Origin of the sequence: Thalassobacillus sp. CUG 92003, assembly GCF_013618635.1 — a bacterium.
Lineage (GTDB): Bacteria > Bacillota > Bacilli > Bacillales > Halobacillaceae > CUG-92003.
The window spans coordinates 352974-373118 of record NZ_JABLSJ010000004.1; the positions used below are offsets into that span (position 1 = coordinate 352974).

20 protein-coding genes are annotated in these 20145 nt (G+C 44.2%); 3 read left to right on the forward strand and 17 right to left on the reverse strand.

The window, feature by feature from the left end; translation table 11 throughout:
- Nucleotides 1-10: 10 nt before the first annotated feature.
- Nucleotides 11-1090: a YheC/YheD family protein gene (locus tag HOP45_RS08560; RefSeq protein ID WP_181348847.1), complete on the reverse strand. Its 1080-nt coding sequence runs from the start codon at nt 1088-1090 to the stop codon at nt 11-13.
- 216 nt (nt 1091-1306) lie between these two features.
- Here HOP45_RS08560 and HOP45_RS08565 point away from each other — a divergent pair, with 216 nt between their 5' ends.
- Entirely contained in the window at nt 1307-2080 is a 774-nt protein-coding gene (locus HOP45_RS08565; RefSeq protein ID WP_181348848.1) for a YheC/YheD family protein, read from the forward strand.
- Between the two features lie 103 nt (nt 2081-2183).
- Here the strand turns inward: HOP45_RS08565 and HOP45_RS08570 are convergent, their stop codons facing one another.
- On the reverse strand, nt 2184-3851 hold the full coding sequence (locus HOP45_RS08570; protein WP_181348849.1) for a DAK2 domain-containing protein: 1668 nt from the start codon (nt 3849-3851) through the stop codon (nt 2184-2186).
- A gap of 35 nt (nt 3852-3886) precedes the next feature.
- Complete coding sequence (locus HOP45_RS08575; protein WP_181348850.1) at nt 3887-4249, reverse strand: Asp23/Gls24 family envelope stress response protein; 363 nt, start codon at nt 4247-4249, stop codon at nt 3887-3889.
- Between the two features lie 258 nt (nt 4250-4507).
- On the opposite strand from HOP45_RS08575, the gene rpmB reads away from it, so the two are divergent.
- On the forward strand, nt 4508-4696 hold the full coding sequence (rpmB, locus tag HOP45_RS08580; protein ID WP_181348851.1) for a 50S ribosomal protein L28: 189 nt from the start codon (nt 4508-4510) through the stop codon (nt 4694-4696).
- 39 nt (nt 4697-4735) lie between these two features.
- On the opposite strand, the gene spoVM is transcribed toward rpmB, so the two are convergent.
- From spoVM to HOP45_RS08650, 14 genes are all read right to left on the reverse strand, one after another.
- Nucleotides 4736-4816, reverse strand: a complete 81-nt coding sequence (gene spoVM, locus HOP45_RS08585) for a stage V sporulation protein SpoVM (protein WP_181348900.1) — start codon at nt 4814-4816, stop codon at nt 4736-4738.
- 47 nt (nt 4817-4863) lie between these two features.
- Nucleotides 4864-5517 (reverse strand): thiamine diphosphokinase, encoded by a 654-nt coding sequence (locus HOP45_RS08590; protein WP_181348852.1) that lies wholly within the window; start codon nt 5515-5517, stop codon nt 4864-4866.
- A gap of 74 nt (nt 5518-5591) precedes the next feature.
- Nucleotides 5592-6239, reverse strand: a complete 648-nt coding sequence (gene rpe, locus HOP45_RS08595; protein ID WP_181348853.1) for a ribulose-phosphate 3-epimerase — start codon at nt 6237-6239, stop codon at nt 5592-5594.
- Nucleotide 6240: 1 nt separating this feature from the next.
- Nucleotides 6241-7122 (reverse strand): ribosome small subunit-dependent GTPase A, encoded by an 882-nt coding sequence (rsgA, locus tag HOP45_RS08600; RefSeq protein WP_181348854.1) that lies wholly within the window; start codon nt 7120-7122, stop codon nt 6241-6243.
- 14 nt (nt 7123-7136) lie between these two features.
- Entirely contained in the window at nt 7137-9191 is a 2055-nt protein-coding gene (pknB, locus tag HOP45_RS08605) for a Stk1 family PASTA domain-containing Ser/Thr kinase (protein ID WP_181348855.1), read from the reverse strand.
- A complete protein-coding gene (locus HOP45_RS08610) occupies nt 9191-9949 on the reverse strand; it encodes a Stp1/IreP family PP2C-type Ser/Thr phosphatase (RefSeq protein WP_181348856.1) in 759 nt (252 codons plus the stop codon). Before HOP45_RS08610 ends, pknB begins: the two co-directional genes overlap by 1 nt.
- 45 nt (nt 9950-9994) lie before the next feature.
- Nucleotides 9995-11341 (reverse strand): 16S rRNA (cytosine(967)-C(5))-methyltransferase RsmB, encoded by a 1347-nt coding sequence (gene rsmB / locus HOP45_RS08615; protein ID WP_181348857.1) that lies wholly within the window; start codon nt 11339-11341, stop codon nt 9995-9997.
- Nucleotides 11334-12281, reverse strand: a complete 948-nt coding sequence (fmt, locus tag HOP45_RS08620) for a methionyl-tRNA formyltransferase (RefSeq protein ID WP_181348858.1) — start codon at nt 12279-12281, stop codon at nt 11334-11336. The genes rsmB and fmt overlap by 8 nt, the downstream gene beginning before the upstream one ends.
- 18 nt (nt 12282-12299) lie before the next feature.
- A complete protein-coding gene (gene priA, locus HOP45_RS08625; RefSeq protein WP_181348859.1) occupies nt 12300-14711 on the reverse strand; it encodes a primosomal protein N' in 2412 nt (803 codons plus the stop codon).
- Nucleotides 14708-15913, reverse strand: coding sequence for a bifunctional phosphopantothenoylcysteine decarboxylase/phosphopantothenate--cysteine ligase CoaBC (gene coaBC / locus HOP45_RS08630; RefSeq protein WP_181348901.1), 1206 nt, complete (start codon nt 15911-15913; stop codon nt 14708-14710). Before coaBC ends, priA begins: the two co-directional genes overlap by 4 nt.
- 107 nt (nt 15914-16020) lie before the next feature.
- The gene (gene rpoZ / locus HOP45_RS08635) at nt 16021-16239 is read right to left on the reverse strand and encodes a DNA-directed RNA polymerase subunit omega (protein WP_181348860.1); all 219 of its coding nucleotides are present in this window, start codon (nt 16237-16239) and stop codon (nt 16021-16023) included.
- Entirely contained in the window at nt 16236-16856 is a 621-nt protein-coding gene (gene gmk, locus HOP45_RS08640; RefSeq protein ID WP_181348861.1) for a guanylate kinase, read from the reverse strand. Before gmk ends, rpoZ begins: the two co-directional genes overlap by 4 nt.
- 11 nt (nt 16857-16867) lie before the next feature.
- A complete protein-coding gene (remA, locus tag HOP45_RS08645) occupies nt 16868-17131 on the reverse strand; it encodes an extracellular matrix/biofilm regulator RemA (RefSeq protein ID WP_181348862.1) in 264 nt (87 codons plus the stop codon).
- An 85-nt stretch (nt 17132-17216) separates the two neighbouring features.
- On the reverse strand, nt 17217-18098 hold the full coding sequence (locus HOP45_RS08650; RefSeq protein WP_181348863.1) for a YicC/YloC family endoribonuclease: 882 nt from the start codon (nt 18096-18098) through the stop codon (nt 17217-17219).
- A gap of 262 nt (nt 18099-18360) precedes the next feature.
- Here HOP45_RS08650 and HOP45_RS08655 point away from each other — a divergent pair, with 262 nt between their 5' ends.
- On the forward strand, nt 18361-20097 hold the full coding sequence (locus tag HOP45_RS08655) for an Rqc2 family fibronectin-binding protein (protein WP_181348864.1): 1737 nt from the start codon (nt 18361-18363) through the stop codon (nt 20095-20097).
- Nucleotides 20098-20145 lie beyond the last annotated feature (48 nt).

The window sequence follows — 20145 nt, forward strand, 5'->3', positions numbered from 1 at the left end:
GCATTCATCTTTATCTTTCCTTTTGGAGCTGTTTGAATTGATAATCCGCATATTCGATGACTGTGGAATAGGTCGCCTCCCAAATCTCTGTTAACCCTGCTTCAAGAAATGAATAACGCTGATCACGACCATTGCATTCGATAAACATGGGAAAACCTTGTTCGGTAATACCGATATCCAGACCCAAGTCAGCCATATTCGGATAGCTCGTATTCAATTGCGCTGCTACGCGTAAAGCAAGCTCTTTCACATCTTGGAGGTGCTTTGCTTTATTATTAAGGAGTGTTTGATTGAACACGACGTCCAACGGATAACACGTTCCTCCTGATGCGACGTTGGTGACCCATCTTCCTTTTTTCGCAGCTTTGGCAACTAAACCGGTTATGTGCCATTCCCCCACGCGATTTTTTTGAACAGCGACCCGGATATCATAAGGTCTGCCCTCATACGTTGCCAGAGAAATTCTCTCTTGAATAATGTGGCTGCCTTGTTGAAATATAGTTGCTAAATCAGATGGCCATTTTTGACCTAATGAAAAAGTCGCTGTTTTACCATCATGTGTCGTATACGACCATATCCGTTTATTTCTCCGTGTCAACGTCATTATCCCATCACCCAGACTGCCGATAGCGGGCTTAATGATCAAATTGTTGGACATGGATGAAAGCAGTCGAACATTTTTCTCTGTAGCTAAAGCCGTAAACGGAAGATGTGGCGTTAAATGAGCGGACTTATTTAATAGGTGATAGATATGCAACTTGTTATAGCGTGTAAAATCGTTGAAAACGATGACCCCGTTTTTCTGAAGGGCTGAAATCGCCTTTTGGTCCTTCCCATCATGATTCAATTTGCGGTTATGAATGACGCGTGGGGTGTTAATGGTCTGTACGGAATAAGCCCCTTTATTGTTGCGCATAAGGGCACGGCAAGATCGGTGGTCTCGTGTGAGATCCTGGATTTTAAAAAAACAGGGTTTTAAGCCATAGCGTTCAGAAGCCTTTTCGTAACATGCTATACATTCATATGTCTTTCGATTCATTCGGATCTTATTAAAGAGCATTGAGCTGACTAATATCCCCAAATGATCCATTTCCAAACACCTCCTTGTGACGCCAATATCTTGTGTTCGCTTTCCATTGCTATTGTATGCACCTCCCTGCCACACGTCCTTATAGAGTTGGTTTCGCCATTCAAACTGATCCGGTCCGGCTATCGTCATAATCTGTCTTCTGTCATAAGATAATCTATATACCAGAGCATCATTACACACACAATGGATATTTTTTGACTTTAGGAGTGTGGAGCAGTGGGAAAATGGAAAGTAAATAACAAGTGGCACAAACACCAAATTTTAAGTGGCGATCCTGTATTGGCACCATACTTACCTCAAACGAAGCTATTTAATGAAACAAATGTGCAACAATTACTGGATGACTTCTCTAAAATCATTATCAAGCCCGTTAAAGGTTCAGCCGGCAAAGGGATCATCATTGTCACAGAACACGCCCCTCAAAGCTATGAGGTATGCACGTTCAATAAAACGTACACTTTTAAGATAAGGGAAGAATTGGTGCACTATTTATCAAAAAAAGTAAGCGGGTCACAAGCTTACTTAATTCAGCAATATATTCCACTCCTTACCATCAACGGGAGAAATGTTGACTTCAGGTTTATTACCCAACGCAAAGGGCTGAGACATGATTGGTCGATTACGGGCAAATATGCCCGTGTTGCAGAGCCAAACGTCGCCATTACGAATTTCTCTCTCGGCTCGTCTATTTACACGGTTGATGAAGCTTTAGAAAATAGTACATTAATAGCCCCCCCTTCGGACGTGTTAAAGCGATTGGATGAAACGACTGTTTCGATTTCAAGCTGTTTAACACGCTGTTTTCACTATCACCTGATTTGGGGGTGTGACCTTGCTCTCGATAAAGAAGGTAACATGTGGATCATTGAAGTTAACTCGGCTCCTCAGACTCAAGGGTTTTTAGAAAAGAAGGCGTTACATCCGATGGCTGCAGCCATTGAAAAAATGAAAAAACACAACAAAAAATCCAAACGATCTTCCTCTGGTTAACATAAACGCTCTTCATACATTCCGGTCCCCCTCATTTTTGCGCCACCCAACCGATAAAAAAACCTCTCCCGATTACAACCGGGAGAGGTTTTTTAATTTAATATTATTCAATCGAAAAAATGTAGGAATAAATCGGCTGGCCGCCTTCATGGATTTCAACTTCTAAATCTTCATAATTTTCTTCTAGATAGGTTTCGAGCTGGCTCACTTCGTCGTCCGTCGCTTCTTCTCCTCGTAAAATCGTGATGATTTCGTCTTCCTCTTCATCGATCATACTCGAGAGAAGCTCTTTTGCAGCTGAGATTTTGTCTTTTTGTGTGGATTTAATCGCGCCGTCTTGAATACCCATGAATTGACCTTTTTCGATTGTCATGCCGTCAAGCGAAGTGTCCCGCACGGCATACGTTATTTGTCCTGTTTTAACTTCGTTTAACAACGACTTCATTTCTTCAAAGTTTTCGAGCAATTCCAATTCAGGATTGAAACCAAGCAGGGCGCTCATGCCTTGAGGAATCGTCTTAGAAGGAACGACCACAGCATCTTCTTCAGCAAGTTCAGCTGCCTGCTCTGCCGCCATAATGATATTTTTGTTATTTGGCAAAATGATCACTTTGTGCGCATGCGCTTCAGTGATGGCATCAGAAATGTCCTGTGTACTCGGGTTCATGGTCTGACCGCCTTGAATGACCACCGTTGCTCCAAGACTTTCAAATAGTGCTTTGAGCCCTTCACCCATCGAAACCGTGACAATGCCATATTGTGATTTGGTTTTTTCAACAGGAGTGGTCGATTTCTTTTCCCCGACAAGCGATGTATGCTGTTCACGCATATTTTCAATTTTCATATTAATAAGACTTCCGTATTGCTGACCCATTGTTAACGCATCTCCTGGGTGTTCAGCATGGATATGCACCTTTACAAGCTCTTCATCTGATACAACAAGCAGCGAATCCCCGAGGGTGCTCAACTGTTGACGGAAATCGTCATCGCTGTAAGGTGTTTCGTCTAGCTTGTCCTCTTCAAATTTCACCATAAATTCCGTGCAATAGCCAAATTCGATATCTTCTGTTTTCATAAAATCCTGAGCCAGTTTGTGGTGCTCAGCATTGACCATTTCGTTCATCGTAACTTCCGTATCGTCTTCGGGTAACGGCGTGCCCTTTAAACTTGAAAGCATTCCTTCATAGATCGTGAGCAGCCCTTGTCCCCCGCTATCAACAACCCCGACCTCCTTCAAGACCGGTAGAAGCTCTGGTGTATGACGCAAGGACGTTTTTGCTGAAGACACGACATTCTCAAAGAAAGGAATGAAATCCGCTTCTGTTTCAGCACATTTGACAGCTTCTTCAGCGGTATCTTTAGCTACTGTAAGAATGGTTCCCTCAACCGGTTTCATAACAGCTTTATAAGCTGTTTCCACCCCTCGTTGCAACGCTGAAGCAAATTCTTTCGTAGTCACAGTTTCACGCTGTTCGACAGCTTTAGAAAATCCCCTGAAAAGCTGAGATAAAATGACACCGGAATTTCCCCGGGCTCCCATCAACAATCCTTTTGCCAGCGCAGTAGAGACAACCCCTGCGTGATTTTGATTCACATGTTTGACTTCTTCTGCCCCAGAACTCATCGATAGATTCATATTCGTCCCGGTGTCCCCGTCTGGTACAGGGAAAACATTGAGAGCATCAATGGTTTGAGCATTATTTTTTAAATGGTTCGCGCCCAGCAGAACCATCTCTGCGAGCATCTGACCATCAAGATTTCGTACCGTCACACTATATTCCTCCTTTGATCGCCATGTACATCTCTCTAGGTGTTTGTCACCCGTACACCCTGGATATATATATTGACAGAGTTAACAGATAACCCCACTGTTTTGCTTAAGGTGTATTTCACCTGAGATTGAACATTATGAGCTACTTCAGAAATTTTCGTCCCATAACTTACTATGATGTACATATCAATATGAAGGTAATCAGACTCCTGCCTGACGACAACCCCTTTTGAAAAGTTCTCTTTGCGCAGCATTTCAGCAAGTCCGTCCCTCAGTTGGTTTTTGGACGCCATTCCAACAATGCCATAACACTCTACTGCTGCGCCTCCGGCAATTGTAGAGATGACTTCATTGCTTATCGTCACATGACCATATTTCGTATTCAAATCAACGGACATAAATATCCTCCTTTTAATACAACCTTTAGTCTCTTCATTATACCACAAGGCTCACTGAGAGCGCTTGCAGTATCATAAATATCGCAATGAATACATACATCGTTCTATCTCAATCCCCATTATACTTTGTAACAATTCTGTTTATCTGTCAAGAGAAAATTCTTGATATAATATGCAAAGGTGGATTGCAAATGTCCAACCTGTGTGATATATTGAGAAAGTGTTTCAAGATTTATGTATGTAACAGGAGGGATTTACATGGGACGTAAATGTGTTGTATCCGGACGTCGCACTCATACAGGTAACAACCGTTCTCACGCTATGAACGCTAATAAACGTAAATTCAAAGCAAACGTTCAAAAAGTCCGCATTTTAGTAGACGGGAAACCTAAGAAAGTATATGTTTCTGCCCGCGAATTAAGATCCGGTAAAGTAGAACGCGTATAACCCTACAAAAAAAGCACCCTTAACCGGGTGCTTTTTTTGTTATCCTTTTTTAAACGTACCTATAACAGCCCGAACTATCCCTCCAACAAATCTAGGGAGTTTAATAGTATAAAATTTCAATGAGTCCCCCTCCTCTTAAGCAAATCCCATTATAATGGACAGAATGATTACCCCATGTCTCTGCTCCTTATTAACAATAGTATGCCTTCCTCAAATGAAAAAGTACCTGTTTCTGAAATGAGCTTGTTTGAAATACATAATGTCGAGCCGAACGCTACGCTGTGACCGGTTAATGGATAACGGAAACCCGTTAATGTCAGCCCGTGAACGTTAAACGAAATAGGCACAAAAGATACATAAGGAAATCGCGCTTTATGCTCAAGACTATAGGTACCTGGGTGAAATAGTTCGATTTCATTCTGTACATCTACAATCACACTTCGGCACCCGCGCTCGACTAATTCATAAAGCAACTGCACATTTGATAAACTATGGTCAAACCGTCCGCCTGTGACACCAAACAGGACGATTTGTTTCTCACCAGCTACGTCCCATGCCGATTTTACAGCTAACTCCAAATCCGTTTCGTTTTTTTCAGCAGGATATTGCTCCACAGTCACTGCGTTTTGTTTAACAGCCTGCAAGGAATCAGCCGTAATAGAATCAAAGTCCCCAACGGCAACATCGATAGGAATGCCGTGCTCCACAAGAACTTCTGCTCCCCGGTCTGCTCCGATCCATAAATCGATGTCATCTTTATATAATGTCAGATGGGGAATATCCGTTTTCGGCCCGCCCCCAACGATCGCTATTCGCTTCACCCTCATTCACCCCTTATGTACAAAACTCAGGAAACATTCAAAAGCCGCACGAGGAAGACACGCACGGCTTTTACTTAAGTCTGGCGGATGGCTGCTATAGCGGCATGACGATCCTCTTCTTTAAAGATCGCACTTCCAGCTACAAGGACGTCAGCTCCCGCATTTATACACGTTTTTGCAGTGTCTGAATTGACACCTCCGTCCACCTCCAATTCGAATGAAAGATTCTGCTCACACCGCCATTGGTGGAGGCGTTCAATTTTAGGGATCACTGCATCGATAAACGTTTGACCACCAAACCCAGGATTAACAGTCATCAGCAATACCATATCGATATCGCCTAAAATCGGTCGGATTGTGTCGGCGGGTGTAGCCGGATTCAACACAACACCTGCTTTAACATTATACTGTTTGATCAATTGGATCGTCCGGTGAAGGTGGGGGCATGCTTCTTGATGCACGGTGATATAATCCGCTCCCGCCTGGGCAAAGGCCTCAATATACTGCTCCGGATGTTCAATCATCAAATGAACGTCCAAAGGAAGATCGGTGATCGGTCTGATGGCATTTACTATCAAGGGACCAATCGAAATGTTAGGGACGAAATGTCCATCCATCACATCGACATGAATATAATCCGCTCCCGCGTGGTCGACGGATTCGATTTCATTTCTTAACTGGGCAAAATCTGATGCTAAGATCGAAGGCGCAACTTTAGTCATGCTAATACCTCGGCTTTCTCGTCTGGATTTCTTCAAGAAATTGCAAATAATGCTGATAGCGTCGTCTGGCAATATAACCGCTTTCCACGTAGTCTTTCACGGCACATTTCGGTTCTTTATTATGAAGACAGCCGCGAAACTTACATTCATGTTTAACAGCTTCAAACTCAGGAAAACAAGATGGCAAATCTTCTGATTCAAGGCCGTCAAAATCAAGCGAACTGAATCCGGGAGTATCAGCTACAAAGCCGCCGGATACCTCGTACAATTCTACGTGTCGCGTTGTGTGCTTTCCTCTGCCTAGACTGGTCGATATTTCATTGGTCTCGATTGATAAGCGCGGGTCAATTACGTTCAGTAAAGAGGATTTTCCCACCCCTGATTGCCCCGCAATCACCGTGATTTTACCTTCAAGGAGGGACGTAATGCGTTCAATTCCTTCCTGGTCGTTAGTCGCGGATAACACGACCGGGTACCCTGCTGCTTCGTAAATCTCCCGATAATCCATGATGTCTTGAAAATGGGCGTCATCTACTTCATCCATCTTCGAAATGATGATAAGCGGTTGAATATTCTTCGATTCAATCAGGACCAGAAAGCGATCTAATAACAGCGGATTGAACTCAGGCTGTATAGCTGACGTGACGATAATAGCTTGGTCCACATTAGCAATGGGGGGGCGGATCAACTCATTTTTTCTATCGTGAATCGTATGAATGGAGCCCTCTCCCTGATTCGATTCCTCAAACTCGACCACATCGCCGACTAGCGGGGTGACTTTCCTTTTACGAAAGATACCCCGGCCTTTACACTGGTAAAGTGTCTCTCCCGATAAGACATAATAGAATCCGCTGATCGATTTGATTATTTTACCTATTGCCATTTTGCTCCACCTTCTTAGTAGGAAACAGTTTCTTCCTTAATGACTTCATCGTCACGCACGACTTTATATGTGGCTTGACGATCCGGTGCTATCGTTAAATCAAATTCAAATTCTGTTTCTTCGGTTATCGTTTCTTCCCGGAAGACTTCAGAAATATCGTTATTCATATCATCAATATAGATGAGCACCTTCTGTTCCTTTGAGTCATTATTTTGGTTATTATTCTCGTTGTTGTTTCCATTATTTCCGTTGTTGCCATTGTTGGCGCCGTTACCATTATTGCCTGAAGAATCTTCATCATCTGAGTTGTCTGGCTGGTACGGGACCGTAACACTGACGGTCTCTGTCCGAGGGGGTTCCTCTTTTGGCCCTATCGATTCTGTAAGGGTGACAGTGGAACCCACTTCAACTTGAGAAAAAGCTTCCGGTTCCTGAGAAATGATATGCCCTTCTGAGACATCCTCTGAGTGGGCTTCCTCGAATTCCACATTAAGGTCATTTTCATTTAAATAGCTTTCCGCATCTTCCCGGGTCTCCCCTTCAAGTTGTTTCAACATCACGGTAGGCGGTCCGACGCTCACTTTGAAAATGACGCGTGCTTCTTCAGGTACGACTTCTTCTTCGGACTGGGGCTGGATTTGCTCTATAATTTGCCCATCAGGTTGGTCAGACGTCTCTTCAATCGGGATAATGTTCCCATAACCTTTCTCTTCAAGCTCGGCTTTAACGCTTTCATAATCGTCGCCTACATAACTGCCAAACGCGACCTTTTCCTTCCCGCGGCTGGAATAAAGTGTCACAGTCGAACCTTCTTCAATAATTCTTCCGGCTTCAGGGTCTGATTTAATAACATATCCTTCTTCAATGTTTTCTGAATACATTGTTTCTCGTTCAACATTTAAATTCAAATTATTCAGTTCACTGTACGCTTCTTCATATTCCATTCCATCCACATTAATCATTTCCACATCTTTTGGCTGAATAATGCCGGGAATCATGAAAATTGCAGCAATAGCAGCAAGGAGGAGAACAGTCACAATCGATACAGCCCATATCCATCGCTTTTTCTTTTTCTTCTTAGGAGGAGGCGTTTCTTTTTCAGGATGGGTTTTGGTTTGCTGCCCATTCGTATGAACGATGGTATCCCCCTCTTGATTATTCGAGAAAGATTCCTCAGTAATGACCGGGATCGCCTTCGTTTGTTCGTCTTCATCGTCTGGAATTGTGAACACAGGTTCATTTATATGGTCAGGATCGAACGCAACTTCAATCGCTTCTTCCATCTCACTGACCGACTCATAACGATGAAACGGGTCTTTTGCAGTTGCTTTTAACACAATATTCTCAACGCTTTGTGGAGTATCAGGATTCCATCGTTTCAATGAAGGTGTGTCATGTTGTAAATGTTTGAGCGCGATCGAAACAGGGGATTCGCCTGAAAATGGCAATCTGCCTGTCAAAAGTTCAAATAAGACGATGCCAAGGGAATAGATATCGGATTTTTTTGTGGCCATCCCTCCCCTAGCCTGCTCAGGTGATAAATAATGAACTGACCCCAAAACCGAATTCGTCTGAGTCAAAGCTGTCGCGCTGAGCGCCATTGCAATCCCAAAATCGGTCACTTTCGCATGACCATAATGATCGATTAATATATTTTGCGGCTTAATATCACGATGAACGATGCCGTTGTCATGGGCATGGGAAATGGCTGACGTGATTTGGCGCATGATATCGAGTGCTTCTTCTACACTGATCGGACTATTCTGCTGTATGTATTGTTTCAGCGTTAGTCCATCAACATATTCCATGACCATATAATAAATATCGTCTTCTTCCCCGACATCATATATATTGACAATATTAGCATGGGATAAACTTGTAGCAGAATGGGCCTCTCGGTGAAAGCGCGCAATAAATTCTTCATCGTCTCCGTATTCCAACCGGAGCACTTTGATTGCAACATCCCGGTCAAGAATTTTATCCCGAGCATGATAAACATTAGCCATTCCGCCGCCACCGATCATATTATCGATCAGATAACGATCATTCAGCAGCCGATGGTGCAACATTATGCTTCACCTTCTTTCGCATCAGGTGAATCATATTCCACAACGGCTAACGTAATATTATCTTCCCCGCCTCGTTGGTTTGCGAGTCTGATCATTTCATGGGAAAACTCATGAAGTTTACCTTGATAAGATGCCATTACAGTAAGTTCCTCATCTGTTACTTTATTCGTTAATCCATCCGAACACAGTAAGAGCATATCGCCGTATTCAAACATGAGCGATTTTCGTTCCACGGTTATGCCAGACTCTGTTCCTAGAGCCTTTAACAGAACATTTTTCCTTGGATGATGTTCTGCTTCTTCTTTACTGATCTGACCCGATCGCACCAGCTCATTGACAAGAGAATGATCCTGAGTAATTTGCTTGAATCCATACGAATTGTACAAGTAACAGCGACTATCGCCAATATGAGCGACTGTGACGAACTGTTCAGTGCATATAGCCGCCACGACAGTTGTCCCCATCCCTATACAGTCTTCATGATGAGATGCATAATTCAATATGTCCTCATTCACCTCGTGGATAGCCTGAGTTAACCACCCTTCTGCCTGTTCCGGGGTCGCCATCCTGCCAGCCTGTTGCCACTTTGTATGTAAATTGGACGCAGTCATTTCACTCGCCACATCACCAGCCCGGTGGCCTCCCATCCCATCAGCCACCACGGCGAGTATCTGGTTGTTAGCATTGTGGTACAGACCGCCTGCATCTTCATTATGTTGTCTTACCTGTCCCTGATCGGTCAAAAAGTAACCGTTCATAAGTTCTCACCTCATTTCTTGGTTACGTACGTCATTTGCTCTTTCCTATCGTTTTTGAAGCCTGGTTAAAAAGAAGCCATCAGAGTCAAATTGGTACGGAAATATTTGCAGACCGACATCACTCTGGCCAGAGCTGTTCTTTAACATTTCCGGTAAATAATGGAAAAATGCCTGATCCATTTCAAAATCTTGATGATGCTCCAAAAATGCTCCAATCACATTCTCATTTTCAGCACGGTCCACTGTACAGGTGCTGTAGACTAGTTTACCACCTGGTTTCAACAGCGGGGCGATTTCTTTAAGCAATTCTCCTTGAATGACACTCAACGCTTCAATATCTTTTTCAGACTTATGGTATTTAATATCCGGTTTACTTCGCAATACGCCTAACCCCGAACAAGGTGCATCGATCAATATCCGGTCAAAGGTTTCCGGGGAATGCTTACCCTGTAAATGTCTCGAATCAGCCTGGGAAGCGGTTATTGTCGTAAGATTCAAGTGGACCGCTTTCTCTTCTACCATTTTGGCTTTATTACTGTGGAGATCATAAGCTGTAATGTGCCCTTTATCATGCATGAGCTCCGCCATATGTGTCGTTTTTCCGCCCGGAGCACTGCAAGCATCCAACACATCCAAGCCCGGACCTAAATCCATCAACTCTGCAACAAGCATAGAGCTTTGGTCTTGGATAGTCAATTTTCCTTCAGAAAAGAGAGGGTGTTTTAAAATATTACCTGAGTCAATCACGATGCCTTGAGGAGACAATTGGCTGGCCGTCACCTCGAAGCCATCTTCTTGAAGCATCCGCATGGCTTCTTCACGATCAATCTTGAGAGGTTGGATTCGAACAGCAGCAGGCTTTTGATGAATATTAGCATGGGCCATTCGTTCCGTCACTTCAAACCCGTACATTCCGATCCATCGTTGAATCATCCAGCGAGGATGGCTCGTTTCAATCGCTAAACGCTCAACAGGATCTTCAATTGTTTCAAGCGAAGGGACCCCCTTGCGTTGAATATTCCGGAGTACGCCGTTCACCAAGGAAGCCACCCCTTTATGACCCTTATCCTTAGCTATATTAACCGCTTCATGGATAATCGCGTGGTCCGGCACTTTATCTAAAAACTTCATTTGGTAGACTGACATGTATAACAACCATTTTACCCAGGCGTGTAATTTTTTCTGTTTCGTAATAAAAGGTGCTGTATAAAATTCAATCAAGTCGCGACGCTGCAAGGTACCGTACACGATTTCGGTGAGCAAAGCGCCATCACGATCCGATAGCCCCTTGTGGTGCATCGCCTGGTCAATCAGGACGTGACTGAACCCACCCTGATCCCCGATTTTTGTCAGTATGTCCAACGCCGTTTCTCTTAACGTAAAACTACTCATTCTGTTCACCCAGCTTATCTCCGATACTTAAGGAACTTCCGGTGCCATTTAAAAAGTCTGTTGCAGACATACGTTTCTTGCCTGAGGGTTGGACACTGGTCAATTTAATACCTTTTTGATCACCCGTTTGAACAATAAATCCATCAGCTTCAATGGCTGCAACTTCTCCGGCTGCTCCATTAAAGGTCTGGTTAACAGGGGTCCCCCACCATACTTTGAGCGGTTTCCCTTGATAGTAGGTTGCGGCTACCGGCCAAGGGTGTAATCCTCTAATATGGTTATAGACGTGTTGCTGCGATTCCTGCCAATTGATCCATTCCTGGTCCCGTTTGATATTTCGGGCAAATGACACATCCGCTTCATTTTGTTGAATCGGCTGGATCGCTTGTTTAAACAAGCGAGGGATCGTCTCGGATAGAAGTTCGGCTCCGGCAGAAGCGAGTTTATCATGAAGGGACCCAACGTGATCCTCTTCAGTTATGGGAACTTCCGTCTGCGTTAAAATATCCCCTGCATCCAGTTTCTTAACCATATACATAATGGTAATGCCGGTTTTCTTTTTACCTTCCAAAAGAGCATAATGAATAGGAGCTCCGCCTCTTAATTCAGGAAGCAGCGATGCATGGACATTGATGCAGCCATACTCCGGCCTTTCCAATAACTCAACCGGTAGAATTTGACCATACGCAGCCGTCACAATAAGATCAGGTTGATACGCCAAAACTTTATGATATTCCTCATTGATTTTCTCTGGTTGCAGTACAGGAATGTCATGGTGATGAGCTGCTTCTTTGACAGGGGGCGGGGTAAGCACACGTTTTCTCCCTTTAGGGCGGTCTGGCTGTGTAACCGCCAATACGACCTCGTAGCCGTCAGCGACGATGCGGTTTAGTACCGGCACCGCAAAGTCCGGTGTGCCCATAAAAACGATTCGTTTCATATTTCAAGGTCTCTCCTTTTACATCAGCTGGTATGGTTGAAAATCTACCGTAATCTGCAGTCCATTCTCTTCTTTCATTTCATCTTCATAGTAATGCAGAATGCGTTTTATCAGTTTTCGCTGCTCAGGTTCCTTTTTGTATTTTATCATGCATTGATAGCGATATCTATTATTGATCCGCGTTAAAGCGGAAGGTGTAGGGCCGAGCACATTAGCCTGGTCAGACAGTTTCGTTTTCATAAATTGAGCAATTTTCATCGCGGCTTCTTTGACACGAAGCTGGTTCGGATGCGAAATCGTAATCAAGGTCAAAAAATAATAGGGGGGATACTGAAAAGCCTTCCTCAGTTTCATTTCCTCATGAAAAAAAGATCCATAATCATAGCGACTGGCAAGCTCGATACTGTAATGCTCAGGTGAATAAGTCTGCACAATCACTTCGCCGGGTTTATAGTGCCTTCCCGCTCTCCCACTCACTTGTGTCAGCAATTGAAACGTTTTTTCAGAAGCCCGAAAATCAGGAAGATTCAATAGGGTATCTGCAGCCAATACCCCCACCAGTGTGACATTCCCAAAGTCAAGCCCTTTGGCAATCATTTGTGTCCCTAATAGAATATCAGCCTTGCCGTCCCCAAACTGTTTCAACAACTTTTCATGGGCGCCTTTTCTCCGGGTGGTATCCACGTCCATCCGGATGACTTCAGCTTCCGGTAATAATTGCTGAAGAGATTCTTCGACTTTTTGAGTCCCTGTTCCGAAATACCGGATCGTCTCACTTTCACATTCAGGGCATTGAGCAGGCATTGGTTCCTCATAGGAACAATAATGGCATTTTAGCGCCTCATGGTTACGGTGGTAGGTTAAGGCAATATCACAATGCGGACATTCCATAACTTCGCCGCAATCCCGGCACATGACAAACGTGGAATACCCGCGTCGGTTTAAAAACAAGACCGTCTGTTCATTTTTTTCTATCCGTTCCTTGATCTTTTCGATTAAAGCACGTGAGAACATCGACCGATTGCCCGCATGAAGCTCATCTCTCATATCCACCAACTCAACCTCGGGCATGTTGGCATCCATCATGCGTTTCGTCAGCGTGAGAAGCGTGTAATTGCCTTTCTGAGCCCTCGCATAGGTCTCAAGAGTGGGGGTAGCACTCCCAAGCACGACTGGGCAAGCATGGTTTTCACTTCGATAAATCGCTACGTCACGCGCATGATATCGTGTGCGGTCTTCTTGCTTATAACTGGATTCATGTTCTTCGTCAATAATGATGATACCTAAATTCGTAAACGGCGCGAAAATAGCTGATCGTGCTCCGACAACAACTTGCACTTCTTTTTTTTGTATTTTACGCCACTCATCATATTTCTCCCCTGCAGACAAAGCACTATGAAACACAGCTACACGAGAGCCGAAACGACCTTTGAAACGTTCGACCATTTGCGGAGTAAGCGCAATTTCCGGGACGAGCATGATCGCTTCTTTCCCTTGATCGATCGCCTGTTGTATGGATTGCAAATAGATCTCCGTCTTGCCGCTTCCTGTCACGCCATGGAGTAAAAAAACACCCTGGTCTTGTTGGTTCATCGTCGTTAGTATAGGGGTGATCGCATCACGCTGCTCGTCTGTTAACGGAAACGGCTCCGTTCTTGCAAAATCTCTATGTTGGTACGGATCACGGTATATTTCCTGCTGGTACGTAGTGAGCAAACCTTTTTTCAAAAGCGGCTTTAGTGATGCTCTGGTCGTCTGTAAATGGTCGAGCAGTTGCGCTTGAGGAATCGCTGTCGGCTGCTCTGCAAAGTAATTCAGCAGATCTTTCTGTTTAGTCGCTTGCTTTGGCAGGTCGACGATAGCTTCTTCGAGAGCTGTCGGATCATGGGCAGGTTCAATCATGGTGGTTGTTTTCGTTGTTTCCCTGCTCTTCACTTTGTACCGGACTTCTATCAGCCCTTCTCGGACCTGCTTTTGAAGCCGATTGTACGTTATGTGGGATTCTTCGAACTCCGCATACGGTACAATGTCCCGGCCAGCAAACAATTCTTCCAAATCCTCCTCTAACACAACATCACCGTTTCGTTCTAAATCTTTATCATATTTAGCTTTCAGCACTTGAGGCAGCATCACCTGAAAACAGGAAATGTAAAAACTAAGCGTTTGTTTCGACAACCATTTGCCCAAATCCAGTAATTCTTCCGTCAAAACGGGTTCCAAATCAAGAACATCGGATAAGGACTTCAGCTTATTAAAATCACTCTCGGCGGCAAGTCCCACAACAAACCCCATTACTTTTCGGGAACCGAATGGCACAATCACCCTGACGCCAGGCTGCACGATATGCTGGTAAGCCTCAGGGATTTTATAATCAAAAGGGCGATCCGTTTGGGTGGAAGGTACATCAACAATGACACGCGCAATGTTCACAACAGGTCATCCTTTAAATCGTTCGCAATGTGTTCGAAAATTTTTGTGGCCAAGTCATCTTTGGACATGATGGGCATCTCCACCGTGTGCTCTTGCTTGTTCACATACACAGCAATATTCGTATCCTGTCCAAACCCTGCCCCCTCCTCTTTAATATTGTTCACAACAATGGCATCAAGGTTTTTCTTGCTCAGTTTTTGCAAACCATATTCAAGCGGTCTCTCCGATTCAGCAGCAAACCCGACTAGAAATTGGTCCGATTTCTTTTCGCCTAGCGTGTAAAGAATATCTTTCGTCCGTTCCATTTCCACCGTGTAATCGCCAGGTTGTTTTTTCATTTTTTCTTGATACGTATGTTTGGGGCGATAATCCGCCACAGCGGCTGCTTTGATGACAATATCAGCCTGTTCAAAATGAGCCAAAACCGCTTGATACATATCTTCAGCTGACATAACATCAATGCGGTTCACTCCTGAGGGCGTCGCTAACTCCACCGGTCCAGTAATCAACGTAACGTCCGCTCCTAAGCGGGCCGCCTGCCTTGCTAAAGCAAACCCCATTTTCCCTGAAGAAGGGTTGGAAAAATACCGAACTGGATCGATCCGCTCACGTGTTGGACCTGCTGTAATCAATACACGCCTCCCATGTAAAAAAGCCGCTTGACTGCTATCCTTCTCAAGTACTTGAATAATCGTTTCGGGTTCTTCTAATCTCCCTTTTCCTACATAACCACAGGCGAGGTAACCTTCTCCAGGCTCGATAAACTTAAAACCCCACTCATCTAATCGCTGCATGTTTTGTATCACAGAAGGATGAGCATACATGTGTACATTCATGGCAGGCGCAATATAAACTGGCGCCTCAGTGGCTAAGAGTGTTGTGGAGAGCATATCGTCGGCAATCCCGTTCGACAGTTTACCTAGAATGTTGGCAGTGGCCGGAGCAAGCAGCACCACATCCGCCCAATCCGCTACATCAATATGCTGGATTCCGGAAGGATCTTCTTCGTCAAATGTATCAGTGTACACGGGTTCTCTCGAAAGCGCCTGGAACGTCAATGGGTTGACAAACTTTGTCGCACTCTCAGTCATCACAACTTTTACTTCTGCGCCTGATTGAACAAGCTTACTCGTTAATGCACAGGCTTTATAAGCCGCTATCCCACCTGATACACCAAGCATAATTTTCTTCCCCTTAAGCATCACATTCACCTCGTTTTCTCCGTAATGATAACGAAGAGCCGCGCTAACATACTCAGTCCAGCGCGGCTCTTTTAGAAAGTTTGATACGTATGTTTACTCAGCCCCGATTAGCGAGACTGAATATCATCTGATTCAATATAATGCAATTTCCCATCTCTAATTTCTTCCAACGCCACACCTACATCTTGAAAAGAAGTCGGTTTTGTATCGAGCGTTGTCTCACTGCCCAGTTTCAACTCTCTTGCACGACGGGCAGAAAGCGCTACAAGTGTGTATTTTGATTTGATCTTTTTCTGCAATGAATCAATAGACGGTTCTAGCATCATGATTGATCAGCCTCCAAAGCTTGTTTATATTGTTTCGCTACGCGTTCCCGCTTACAATGCTCACTGGCTACAATCGCCTGGATTTTGTTGACTGCTGAATCGATTTCGTCATTGACGACCACGTAATCGTAGGCATCCATCATATCAATCTCATCTTTCGCAGCCGTTAAGCGGTTGTTCACTTTTTCTTCCGATTCAGTTCCCCTATTCACAATTCTATCCTTTAATTCTTTTAAACTAGGCGGAATCAGGAAAATGAATACGCCTTGCGGGAAATTTCGCTTTACTTGCAAGGCACCCTGTACTTCGATTTCTAGAAACACATCTTTTCCTTCATCTAATGTTTGTTCGACGTATGCTTTAGGGGTACCATAATAATTCCCGACATATTCAGCGTGTTCGATCAGCTGGTTCTCCTGAATCAACCTTTCAAATTCTTCGCGTGATTTGAAAAAATAATCAACCCCGTTCTCTTCGCCCTCACGAGGAGCGCGGGTCGTCATGGATATCGAATAGCGGAGATTAGTTGATTTGTCGAACAACGCCTTGCGAATGGTGCCTTTTCCAACACCAGAAGGGCCTGATAGTATAAATAAAATCCCCTTTTCATCTATCATATCATACCCTCCTAGTTTTCATCTGATACTTCATCACTACTCAACACACGCTGACCCACTGTTTCCGGCTGTACTGCAGATAACACAACGTGGTCACTATCGGTAATAATGACAGCTCGCGTCCGCCTTCCGTATGTAGCGTCAACTAATCTATTGTTATCACGCGCTACTGTCACGATTCGTTTAATGGGTGCGGATTCGGGCGAAACGATCGAAATGATTCGATTGGCAGATACGACGTTACCGAATCCAATGTTAATTAATTTTAAGCTCAAAACTGGCTCCTCCTTCTTGACGCTCAATCCGCGTCTCTGTTCACTATTTCTATTATATGAGAAAAAACGGTCAAATCTCAAATAATTACTCTATATTTTGTACCTGTTCTTTAATTTTCTCAAGTTCACTCTTTAATGAGACGACCCATTCGCTAATTTTGGGATCATTCGCTTTAGAACCAATCGTATTCACTTCCCTATGCATCTCTTGCACGATAAAATCAAGGCGGCGACCGAGAGGCGTATCCTGCCTGATCGTTTGCATAAAATGCTCAGAATGAGACGCTAATCGCGTAATTTCCTCTGACACATCGCCTTTTTCCGCTAATAACGCAACTTCCTGCACCACTTTGCCATCATCTGAGGCGAATTCGTTTTCCGTATATGCTTCAATTCTTGCCTTGATTCGCTCCTGATATTCACGAACTACCAAAGGTCTTCGTTCTTCGATGTTAGCGATGTGTTTGTTTACGACAGTCATGCGCTCAATTAAATCCTCTGCCAACACATCCCCTTCTTGGCTTCTCATGGAAACTAACTGTTCCATTGACCGCTCCAATGCCGTGATTAATGGGGTTTCAAGCTCATCTATGTCTGTCTCCTGCTCATTGACGGAAAATAACGCTTCCAGCTTCGTAACATTATCAACTGATACGTCTCCAGTCAAGTCGTATTTTTGTTTCGCTTGTTGGACAAACGCCATGTATTGCTCCATTACATCCCAATCTACATGCAAGGCTCGCTTCGTGATTCCAGCACCTTTAATGGTCACGAAGATATCGACCCGGCCTCTGTGGATGTAATGGTGAATGACCTTCTTCAATCGCTCCTCCCAATAAAGCAGCGACCCGGGGAGTTTAGGGGAAATGTCTAAATAGCGATAATTAACGCTGCGAACTTCCACCGTTATGTAGCTTTCTTGAAAATGGACCGTTTCTCTCCCATAACCCGTCATGCTATACACCATGATGCGTCACCTCACTCCTTTTATCTCACCCATATTCTAGCAAAAACAATTGCAGCCTGGCTAATCTAACCCTGAAATGCCCACCGGGGGTTTAAAAGTATTTTTATTTCAAAATTCTCTCTAATCACCTATCATCAATCAACGTGTTTCGATATGGAAGCATAATGCGCGGCACTGCTCCGTTTAACATGCCACTTCTCTTCCAACATGGAGAAACTCCGGCTATTCATGCTATACTAGCAATCATGAGAGGTGAACGATCATGTCATTTGACGGCGTTGTAACCCGGGCTATGGTACACGAATTACAAGAAACCATCATGCCGGGTAGAATAATGAAAATCTATCAACCAACTGATACGGAATTAGTCTTTACGATCAGGCATAACAGAAAGAACCACAGTCTATTACTATCGGCGCATCCCAGCTATGCCCGCTTCCATTTGACTGAGGACCAATATCGCAATCCGAAAGAACCACCTATGCTTTGTATGTTACTCAGAAAACATCTTACCGGGGGTTTTATTGAATCCATTGAACAAGTGAGCATGGAGCGGATTGTGAAGATTCATGTCCACACACGGAATGAAGTCGGTGATGAAACACGCAAAACCCTAATCATTGAAGTAATGGGGAAACATTCTAACATCCATTTAGTTGATGACGAAGAAGGGCACATACTCGATAGCGTGAAACATATATCGCCTTCTCAAAATAGACACCGCATTATCATGCCAGGGCAACCTTATAAATTACCACCTGAACAAGGTAAACTTGACCCTACAACACTACACCCGGACGCATTCGTTAAGAAGCTTGATTTTAACACTGGTAAACTTGACCGGCAAATTCTTAGTATAGTGATGGGGTTTTCCCCCCTCCTGACGAAAGAAATCGCCTTTCAAGCCCGTCTGGGGTCCCAAGCTGCCTACAAGCATCAATTCGAAAAAGTCCAGCAGGCAATTATTGAACATGATTATCATCCCTGGGTCGCGCGCGGGTCGCACGAGTATTTTTACGTGCTGCCTTTAGAAACGATCGAACATGCGAAAGAGACATTTACAACGGTAAGCGGCATGCTGGATGCGTTTTATTCAGGCAAAGCTGAGCGCGATCGTGTCAAACAACAAGCAGGTGATTTGTATCGATTCTTAAAAAACGAACGAGACAAAAACAAACGTAAAATCAAAAAGCACGAGCAAACCTTGCTAAGAGCTGAATCAGCTGATTACTATCAAAAAATGGGCGAGTTACTGACAGCACACCTTCACAAGGTTCGCGCTGGCGATCGAACGGTAACGGTAGTTGATTATTATGACCCCGAGCAAAGGGAATTGACTATCGAACTCAACCCGAACAAATCGCCCAGCACTAATGCCCAAAACTTTTTCCATACGTATCAAAAGATGAAAAAATCAGGGGAAGTCGTACACAAAGAGATCGAGAAAGCAAAGCAGGAAATCACGTATTTTGAAGAACTCATTCAACAAGTCGAAACAGCACGTGAACAAGACATCGACGAAATCCGGGAAGAGCTGCGTGAGCAAGGCTATTTGAGAAAAAAACCAAGTCGTTCCAAAAAGAAACAAAAACAAACAAGGCCTTCGCCGGAACAGTTCGTATCGAGCGAAGGGACGCCCATCTATGTCGGTAAAAACAATAAACAAAATGAGTACCTAACGACACGCCTTGCCCATAAAAACGATACGTGGCTCCACACCAAAAATATTCCAGGCTCTCACGTCGTCATTCGCGGGGAAAACCCGGGCGAGGATACATTGCTTGAAGCGGCTCAATTAGCAGCCATTTTCAGCAAATCCAAGCACTCTTCGTCCGTGCCAGTCGACTACACAAAAATCCATCACGTCAAGAAACCATCCGGTGCTAAGCCCGGATATGTCACGTATGACCATCAACAAACGTTATTCGTCACGCCCGATGAATCGTTTGTAAGGGAATTAAAAGAAGACACGGCAACTGAAGAAACGAAGAGGCCATAGCCCACGAGGGGTACCGGCCTCTTCGTTCTTTATATCTCATTGCTTCAG

What these genes read in the sequence shown, in the direction of transcription:
- HOP45_RS08560 (WP_181348847.1), bottom strand. Translation starts at nt 1,090, where the DNA reads ATGGATCATTTGGGGATATTAGTCAGCTCAATGCTCTTTAATAAGATC.
- HOP45_RS08575 (WP_181348850.1), bottom strand. Translation starts at nt 4,249, where the DNA reads ATGTCCGTTGATTTGAATACGAAATATGGTCATGTGACGATAAGCAAT.
- rpmB (WP_181348851.1), top strand. Translation starts at nt 4,508, where the DNA reads ATGGGACGTAAATGTGTTGTATCCGGACGTCGCACTCATACAGGTAAC.
- rpe (WP_181348853.1), bottom strand. Translation starts at nt 6,239, where the DNA reads ATGACTAAAGTTGCGCCTTCGATCTTAGCATCAGATTTTGCCCAGTTA.
- rsgA (WP_181348854.1), bottom strand. Translation starts at nt 7,122, where the DNA reads ATGGCAATAGGTAAAATAATCAAATCGATCAGCGGATTCTATTATGTC.
- pknB (WP_181348855.1), bottom strand. Translation starts at nt 9,191, where the DNA reads ATGTTGCACCATCGGCTGCTGAATGATCGTTATCTGATCGATAATATG.
- HOP45_RS08610 (WP_181348856.1), bottom strand. Translation starts at nt 9,949, where the DNA reads ATGAACGGTTACTTTTTGACCGATCAGGGACAGGTAAGACAACATAAT.
- rsmB (WP_181348857.1), bottom strand. Translation starts at nt 11,341, where the DNA reads ATGAGTAGTTTTACGTTAAGAGAAACGGCGTTGGACATACTGACAAAA.
- fmt (WP_181348858.1), bottom strand. Translation starts at nt 12,281, where the DNA reads ATGAAACGAATCGTTTTTATGGGCACACCGGACTTTGCGGTGCCGGTA.
- coaBC (WP_181348901.1), bottom strand. Translation starts at nt 15,913, where the DNA reads ATGCTTAAGGGGAAGAAAATTATGCTTGGTGTATCAGGTGGGATAGCG.
- rpoZ (WP_181348860.1), bottom strand. Translation starts at nt 16,239, where the DNA reads ATGATGCTAGAACCGTCTATTGATTCATTGCAGAAAAAGATCAAATCA.
- gmk (WP_181348861.1), bottom strand. Translation starts at nt 16,856, where the DNA reads ATGATAGATGAAAAGGGGATTTTATTTATACTATCAGGCCCTTCTGGT.
- HOP45_RS08650 (WP_181348863.1), bottom strand. Translation starts at nt 18,098, where the DNA reads ATGGTGTATAGCATGACGGGTTATGGGAGAGAAACGGTCCATTTTCAA.
- HOP45_RS08655 (WP_181348864.1), top strand. Translation starts at nt 18,361, where the DNA reads ATGTCATTTGACGGCGTTGTAACCCGGGCTATGGTACACGAATTACAA.